The 8,625-nt window shown below is 46.4% G+C and carries 5 protein-coding genes and 1 pseudogene; all 6 read right to left on the bottom strand.

Annotation, left to right across the window (positions count from 1 at the left end):
- Positions 1-1,562, bottom strand: a pseudogene (locus AC2FC2_RS24105) (hypothetical protein); the annotation flags it as partial.
- A gap of 56 nt (positions 1,563-1,618) precedes the next feature.
- Positions 1,619-4,699 (bottom strand): host specificity factor TipJ family phage tail protein, encoded by a 3,081-nt coding sequence (locus AC2FC2_RS24100; protein ID WP_490660009.1) that lies wholly within the window; start codon positions 4,697-4,699, stop codon positions 1,619-1,621.
- The gene (locus tag AC2FC2_RS24095; protein ID WP_490660008.1) at positions 4,696-5,076 is read right to left on the bottom strand and encodes a nitrite transporter; all 381 of its coding nucleotides are present in this window, start codon (positions 5,074-5,076) and stop codon (positions 4,696-4,698) included. The genes AC2FC2_RS24100 and AC2FC2_RS24095 overlap by 4 nt, the downstream gene beginning before the upstream one ends.
- Positions 5,077-5,089: 13 nt before the next feature.
- Positions 5,090-5,569, bottom strand: a complete 480-nt coding sequence (locus tag AC2FC2_RS24090) for a DUF1833 family protein (RefSeq protein WP_490660007.1) — start codon at positions 5,567-5,569, stop codon at positions 5,090-5,092.
- The gene (locus AC2FC2_RS24085) at positions 5,566-6,036 is read right to left on the bottom strand and encodes a hypothetical protein (RefSeq protein WP_490660006.1); all 471 of its coding nucleotides are present in this window, start codon (positions 6,034-6,036) and stop codon (positions 5,566-5,568) included. Before AC2FC2_RS24085 ends, AC2FC2_RS24090 begins: the two co-directional genes overlap by 4 nt.
- Complete coding sequence (locus AC2FC2_RS24080) at positions 6,036-8,603, bottom strand: phage tail tape measure protein (RefSeq protein WP_490660005.1); 2,568 nt, start codon at positions 8,601-8,603, stop codon at positions 6,036-6,038. Before AC2FC2_RS24080 ends, AC2FC2_RS24085 begins: the two co-directional genes overlap by 1 nt.
- Positions 8,604-8,625 lie beyond the last annotated feature (22 nt).

Below are 8,625 nucleotides of genomic sequence, written 5' to 3'. Positions count from 1 at the left end.
ACAAGCCCCCTGAACACAGCAAAATGACTCATGCCATGAACTACGCCATTTTTGTCAACGATAGCCCCCAGCAGGAAATTGCTGTTATCACGGAACTGGAACGTGTTGCCACCGACAGTCATGTCATACCCATCACTCACTGCAACCAGTTTCGGGTAAATGCCGTGTGTTCGTGGCGTGCTATGCGCATTGAGTTGCACATAGAGCTGTTTCCCTGCCGCGATATCAGCGTTGAAAAACACCGAGCCTGACTTCAACGAGCCATCAGCGTGCTTACCAATGTCCAACTGCTTGCGCAGATTGGTATGGTATTCGCCCGCAAACTGGCAATCGATGTTGTTTCCTTTCTCATCGTGCAATATCAGACAGGAAGACGATGGCGCTTCGCCTTCTTCGAACGTACACTTCAGCTCAATGGGATACTGCGTGAAGTTAAGCTCAGTGTTGTTGATAACATCAGCCACCTTGCGGGTGTATTTATCTTCTGGCACAAACTTCAATTTATTGCGCTGACGGATAGTTGCCGCTACCCCAACATCACCTACGACATCAATTGAGTATTCTCCCTGAGGGATAATGATATCGAACTGATTTTCACGTAACGCATATGAACCATACTGGCCTGAATATGCCATCAGCAATGCGTCGTCTGTCTTATCAGCAATGAAGGAGAGAACACCACCCTGATTTGGCTGATAACCTTCACGGACAATTTCAGACAAGACTACAAGGAATTGGACGATGTTCTTGGTGGCGTGCGCAGAAATGCTCGAAACAGTCTCAGATGTTAAATTTTCTGCAAATGATGGCTTAAATACCCCTGACGTATCAACGACGCGATACCGGTTGTTTTCATTAATTAGGTTGTATCTATCTGGTAGCGTGTAACGCACCCTTGCATAACGATCTGTTAATTCTGTGAACTCATTAAGCGATATCTCTGAAAAGTAAAATGGCTGATAGTTTGATGAGATAACGCCATTTGAGTACTGCGTGTGGTTCGGAAGATACCAGCGTTTCATCAAAGTAGAAGATGAAACCTGAGAAAACTGAATTGTACTCAAAAAGGCATCATGCGTATTTAAGTCAGTGATACGTATAAGTGATGTATCACCGAGATTAATGTTTCCAATATCGTTGAAGTCAATTGATGACACAACTTCAGTGAATAACTCACTATGAAGGTAGCTATTTTTCCTGTTATAGCTTGATATGTCATTACTATATATTGCCTTACCTGAATCTACGATTGTACCGCTCTTGTTTTCATATTGCCTTGCAATGACATTTTTATCGCCTGACCAGATAAAGAAGTACGCACCATCTGGTATCTCTCCAGACATGATGGCGGCGGTGGCTTGCTCTTGTGTATATGTCTTTCCAAGTGGAGAAATAATACTTCTCATCCCATCCCATGAAAGAATTAACTTTCCTGTACGACCAGTTACACTTTCTTTATCAGAATTAACAAGCAGGTCTAATACCTGTGCGTTATCAAATAAATCGCGCGGATCCGCAGACCCATTTTGCCCAACAGGATTCCCAGTATTGTTAGTGGTCATTTTAGCCTCATGAATGAGAAAACCCGCCGAAGCGGGTTGTTTAGAGCGGAATTAAGTTACTGAACATCGCCTGGATAATTGGCGTCGTCGTATTGATAAAGCAAAGGGGTATACTGCACTGCTTTCACTTGGCACGTTCCATCATCTCCAGGGTCGATAACATCCATGATTGCGTCATATCCAACGCGATTGGACGAACAAAAAACAACCCTAGGTGGTTCTACTGCTGGGTCATTCATGATCCATTCATTTATCCGAACATCAGCCGTGTTGACCACTGAAAATGTGTAATCATCAATACGTTCTGGAACCAGCAGCACTGATGCAGATCCATCCTGAAAACGAAGCAGACAACGCGGATTTTCAAATGACCAATCGAGCGGCTCACTAACCTGGATACGCACAGTATTCGCGTCGTGCTGTACGTCTATTACCAGGCAACTGATCGTTTTGCTTCCCGGTATGTCATCCGTCAGAACGATACGATCACCGAAGTTGTAGCAAAGAGCATCCATTTCAGTGCTCGTCGAATGCGTTAAACGCTGATGGGTATACTTCATCAGCCGTCGCATGCCGATACGGTAAGCCCTATCAGGGTCTTGCACCCCATCCAGCGTGTAATCCTCCACCTTCACAGGTGTTGTGTTATTACTCAAACGACACTGAATGGTTTCCTCCGCCCATGTAGTGGCGTTAATGTAGGTAACATCGACCCCATCATAGTCATCTTGTGACAGCGCCTTAAAGCCGGTTTGGAGCTCTTCTGTTTGCTCCTGCGGACTGATAACACCAGACCAGTTTTTGATCCCCTCTCTACCGGCAGATGCCAAACCGTCACTTAGCAGGAAATACCCCATACCCGCGTTAGCGATCCTCTGCAGTACCTCTAACCCGGAAGTATTATCACTGCCGGCTGACCAGTCGAAAGTTTCTCCCCGTGACGTCCAATAATTACTTTCCAGCGCATTGATGGCCGCGTAGTCGATTTGGTTGTCGGTGTAACCCAGATCCTTAAGAACGTGATAGAACGCGCCGCTGATACTCCGCGATGCATGCCCATCATAAAGCCGGGTCGGCACCAGGTTAATGCGGCGGTCTGATTGAGCCGCCAATCGGTTACCAGTGCGAATGGTTAAGCCGATTGTGGTGATATCACGGTAGCTGGTTTTGCGTGCAGATAACTTTGAACGCATCGCCTGCCACTGCACTGAATCACGGGTGGTACCTCCCCACACCGGTGTATCCCGTTTCATCCTTACTTCATAGTTACCCAGAGTCGGGAACGTCACCCTTTCGGTATAACCAACCTCATTCACTGTGTTGTTACCGTGCTGGATCTGAACACTTGTCCAGTCATCCGATCCTGACAATCGATACTGCAGCGTCATTGCCACATCGTGCCAGTGAATAGCCCCGTCCTTGCTACCCACATCACAAAGGCCCTGTGGATAAACAAAATTGAGTTCTATCTGAGTCGTTTTTTCATTTTGAGGACAGCAAAGAAATGGTCCCATCCAGTCGTAGTCATCGTTCAGACCGGTTACCGTAGCATCCAGCAATGTGCGTCCAATGAACCCTGGCCAGCCCGGATCAACGGTTGTTGAACCATCAGGATTTTCCGTCAGACGCTCAACGCTAATTGTCTGGCCGCCGATATCTGTAATGCGGTATCGATAACCCTTCATACCCAACGCTAACCGCTGCGATCCTGTCGGAATCCCCACAAAGGCATCCCCTGTTGCACTCCCCCAAGCCAAGGCGATATGTTCACTTACAGCTGGCGTTCCTCCGGTTGATGCGGTACCCACAATGACCACTGGCGAAATACCAAATAACACTGAAGGGAGCACACTAAAGCCTATGCTGTTGCCACTAAATGGGCTTTCCTTTTCCCTGATAACTATTTTCGTATCTACTGCAGTAACGTCCAAACCAGAACCTGAAAGTTGATCCTCTATCTCTTCAGTCAGGCCTTCCATCGTCACATAGTTGGCCGTTAGCGATATCACATAATTGATACCCGCCCAGGCTAACGTAAATGATAGTGGTGTAGTGCTGAAATCGTAGGTAGTAGGCGCAGCTGATGCCGTTATGCTGGCCGCATTACCACCAACACCGGGTACCGCCGGCGAACCCGGATCGTAAACTGAGATGAATAAGTCAATTCTTGTTCCATTCCAGGTCATAGATACCGGCAAACCTACAGATGGGTTTAACTCTGAAAAATCCCCGTAAATAACATTTCGGCCAGCCTCAATAGCAACAGTGAAAGTATCCGGCGCCTGAATGGTCAGGTCTGTTCCAACGACCCAGGAATCTGGAATGACTGCATCACCGGTATCGTTACCTGCACCGATAACTGAAAGCGCATTACCTGACACACTTATCGCATCTGCAGTAATGCTCACAGAGTCCGGGCCAGTGGAAGCCAGATCTAACCCAGCGGTACCGGAGGTGGTCCCTCCAACCTCAGTCGAGGCATACCAGTTTTCTGAGCGAGGATCACCACCAACGTCCGCCCCAGGAGGATAAATGGTGTAACTTACATCCTCGCCAAAACTTCCAACTGGTGTATTACCAATTTTTATAGTGGATTGATTAATCGCAAAGTTTCCAACACCTATACAGAGGAACATTTCTGTACGATATATCTGCGGGTTGCTGCCATCAAAGCGGCTGACAGGCTGAACAAGATAATCAGGAAAAACACGGTCTCTACCCAACACTTCTCGGATCGGATCCCCCAATTTTGCAGTATTCGCTTTTGCCGGTGACAGATCCAACGAATCACCACCATTTGCTGAACCCATACCGTCTTTGTTCATTCGAGACATCATGATCAGCGAATATGCAGCTGATGCTACTGCAACCGCCACAGCAGTCCATGCCGCTACAACGGCACCGGTTGCATACGGGATTGGGTATATCCTGACATCAGTTTCATAACTTATGTGACACACCGGCCATTCATCGGAAGAAACAGATTTTCCGTTAACCTCCACTGCTACTGGGTGCCACATTTCATTTTTGTAATCCTTCACATTATCGACAAACCACTGATGCAGTGTCATAGCGCTGTGTTCGTGGGTTTCCAGCGGCTCGCCGGGAAGTCGTGATGGGTAAATACGGATCGTCACTGGTAATACTCCACTTTCACAAATCGGCGTTCAAACCGCGCCAACGGCAGAAAGGTTACGTTTGATTTGGGATTACACTCGGCAGCATGAAGGATGCCGTCAATGCTGACCACAACCGCTACATGATCAACCAAACTTCCCGTGTAACAAACGATCCCAGCCCCTTCAACCGGGCGGCATTTTGTTAAATCCTTCATCAACTCTTTCGCTGATCGGTCAAGTCCGCGGTTATCCTTCGTTACCCCTGCGAAATCTGGCCAAGCTGGCATTCCAATATCACGCCGGATTTCATTAACGATGCCGAAGCAATCCAGCTCAGGGTATGCGCGGCCTCCCTTCAGCCAGGTGACTGAAAGGTATTTGTCAGGATTAAACATGGAAGATTCCTTACTAGAGGTAACGCAATCCTGGGTGATCCGGCAATGTATACCGGCGCCGTGGCCACGCTGTATCAAGTACATTCATATATCCGGCTGTTATCTGCACCTCTATCGAAGTCCAATAACCAGATTTAATTGTTAACGTGAAAGGTGGTGAAGCTGGCGCTGAGAGATCAGTTGATAGGTAATGTCGGTAAGTCAGAGTGCCAATTTCTTGATTGCCTAACGCGTCGCGTATCGTGTTTGAAACCTTTCCATCTATATTGCTGATGGCGAATTTCAGATCCTGCGTACCATCTGCATTTCTTGCTGGTAGCGATAAATCTATACCGCATGCAGTAAACGTTACCTGCGCACCATTTTCCATTGTGGCAGTGACATCATCCCAACCTCTTGTGAGCCAGTATGTAGTTTCCCCTACCGCAATCTGGAGCGTTTCGATAATCACTTCAGAACCTGAAGAGGCATAAAGCCGATTTAATACTGTCATGCTTTTGGCCACTCCCGGTTAAGCGCAAGATCGATGATGCTTTGCCCTGCGAGGAACTCGGGGAAATTACCCCACCCTGGCGGTGGCAATGGCCGCTCCCAGATTTCTAGCGTCGCGCTGTACTGCCAATATTTACCGCCCACCAATACTGGTCCTTCATAAATATCCTTAAACCGACAAACATAAGGCTTTATTCCGATCGGAGTCCGCAGCGTCATGTTAAACCATGCCGCTCCGTCGCTGATAACGTCACGATACCAGGCCTCAAACGTTTGTCCCTGCACATCATTCATGAGCCAGGAAACCGTGGATTCCGTTGGTGTAGAGATATAGCGGCGACGCTGGCGGGCCCGGCCAGAAACCATAGCCGTTCTGAGCAAAGGGCTTATAGGTTTAAGCCCGTACCCATCCTGTAAAGGTAAGGGAAGATAGTCATGTGGATAATTGATATCCGAGGTGATTGCCATCAGCCAGCCCTCCTTTTAGTTTGCCACCCCATGCCGACAGCCTTACCCACATCGCCACGCCCTGTTGCTATCTGATATGCGCTTTGTTCCAAAGCTTCCTTGACTGCGGCTTTTTGTGTTTCCTTCAACATCTGTAATGTTCTGGCATCTGGATCACCGTTAACCTGCGTATGGATTTCGATATTCGGAACTGCTCTGCCAGTATTCGCATCACGGCTAACCCTCTCGAGGGTCGCATCCAGTTTCGCACTGGTACCTGCCGTAGTTACACGTTCCCCTTTTTGCAGCAGCCACGTACCGGTTTCTGGTACCGCATCAATACCGTCGTGTGCCATTCCAGATAGGCCTACAGCAGATATTGCGGCAACCATAGGGGTAGTAACTGCCGCTGCTGCTGCCATTGCTGCCGGAGCCATTGCCGGGCCAACGATTGGGATTGCCGCTGTTGAGGCAAAAGCTGCTAATTGTGCTTGCAATGATGTTGCTTGTGCATTAGCCACCATTGCAGGAATTGCTGCAGCTTGTGCGGTCTTGTTTATCAGTAATTGAACCCCCTGATAAACAAGCCACTGAGCAGCCATATCAACCAAAGCCTTTACAACAGACTGACCAAGATCAGAGAAGATACCTTTAATGGCTTCCCCCATAGACTCTGTACCGCTGATGACATCATAGAGATGATCCGATATAGAATCGGTGGCTGAACCCAAAACAGATGTCATCGCATCTGCTGACTGTAAATAGTAATCACTTGAACGGTCAGCAAAATCTATCAAAGCATCAGAAATACCCGATGACCAATCATCCCGCATCTCATCTGATCGCTTGTAGTAATCCTCTTGTATTTCAAGTCTCTCATTAAGTGCATCTTGGAGAGCCTGAGTTTCTTTATCGTACAGTGACTGTGATATGTCACCGGACTGGTATTGCTTCTGCAACTCTTGTTGTTGAGTGATAAACTCTTGCTGAATTCCCAGTAATTCTTTCATACGGGTACGGGTTTTTTCCCCCATACCAGCACCAATAACGTCAGCATTTAAGGTTTGCCGTTCATTATCATTTGATGATTTCAGGTTTGCTGCGAACGCCGCCACCTTAAGATTTTCTTCATTGGCTTTCTTTAATGCCTGAAGTTTATCCAACTCATCAGCCAATTGAAGCAGTCGCTTCTGCTGCTCAGCATTGATACCAACCAATTTCCCACTTGCGAGGTCAAAGCGTAACTTTTCAGCTTCTGTGACTTCTGTAGTTTTTTTACCCGTGGTTTCTATCAGCGCTATCTGGCGCATGTAACTTAATTCTGTCGCCTTAAATGCTGACTCAAGTTTTTTTGCACCCGTATCTGGTGTCGGCTTTCCATTAGTTTCGCCAGTAGCTAACTTAAATTGATTGGTGCCTACAGTTGCAGATCCTGTGGGTAAATTTTTACCTACAATATTTTTTTCGCGGAGTTTTTCTTGTACTGAAAGAAGTCCATTTAATTCTTTCGTCAGACCTTTAATTGAATCATCATCATCAGTGATCCAACCAAAAAATGATTGATCTTCGCTATACATGTTTCCCGACCTTTTGGAAATCATGTTTTGCAAATGCTCTATACGCCCTACTACTTGTTCGGCATTTGTTGTATCTATATTCCCACCAAGAACAGATACTCTATTATTCTGAAACTTTAGAAGGGTACCGGCAGATGCCGCAACCTTAACAAACCACCCAGCAAGCTGTGCCGTATTGTTAACTAAATCCACCAGCCCTTGCTGAACAGCAGGATCGGTAAGAACGGATCTTAACTTATCTAAGGAATCTTGAAGAGGTGACAAATCAACTTTAGCAAGCCCAGTTGCTATTTCAATTTTAAGCCCTTTTACTTGGCTTTCCATATCTTGAAAAATATCGTTTACTTTCACCAAATCATCTATTGAAGATGGGTCGGGCGCAACACCGTAATTTTTTGCAAGCTGAATGAATTGTTTTAATTTTTCATTGTTATTATCAAATAATGGTATCATCTTAGAAAGATCGTTTCCGATTCCTTCGAGGATATTTATCTTTGCAGAGTTTGTGCTAACTTTTCCTAATGCATCACCTATGGCAAGAAGTTGCTTATCCGGTGATACCTTTGATAATTTTTCAGCAGACAATCCAAGTGCATTTAAAGCATCGACAGCTTCGCCTGATTTATTTAAAACGGCATCGCCAATCTTATCACCTAGGTCTTTGAATATGTCAGCCATGTTATCGCCGGATAAACCAGCTTTCTCAGCAGCAAATTGCCACGCCAACAACTCTTGGGTTGACATGTTTAAAGACTTTGCCCATTTATCTGTTGATGCAACCTGCTCTGAAGTTGACTTAAGCAATTGATAACCTGCAACTCCTACAGCAGTTGCCGCTGCTGCTGCTGCACTAGCTATCCCGGCTAATGCTTTTCCTGATTCAGCAGCATCTTTTTGAACTTGCTTACCCCACTTTTCAGATGCCCTTTCAGCTTTATCCATTCCTGAAACAAACCCGCCAGTCTTGGCGATCAGATCTATTGTCAGTGTACCAAGAGACTTGCTAGCCATACTAACTCCGGGCAATAAAAAA

It is taken from the genome of Serratia sp. CoH_122_TC_1, assembly GCF_058191755.1.
Note: the sequence above shows the minus strand (reverse complement) of the source record. Positions and strands in the feature narration are given on the sequence as shown.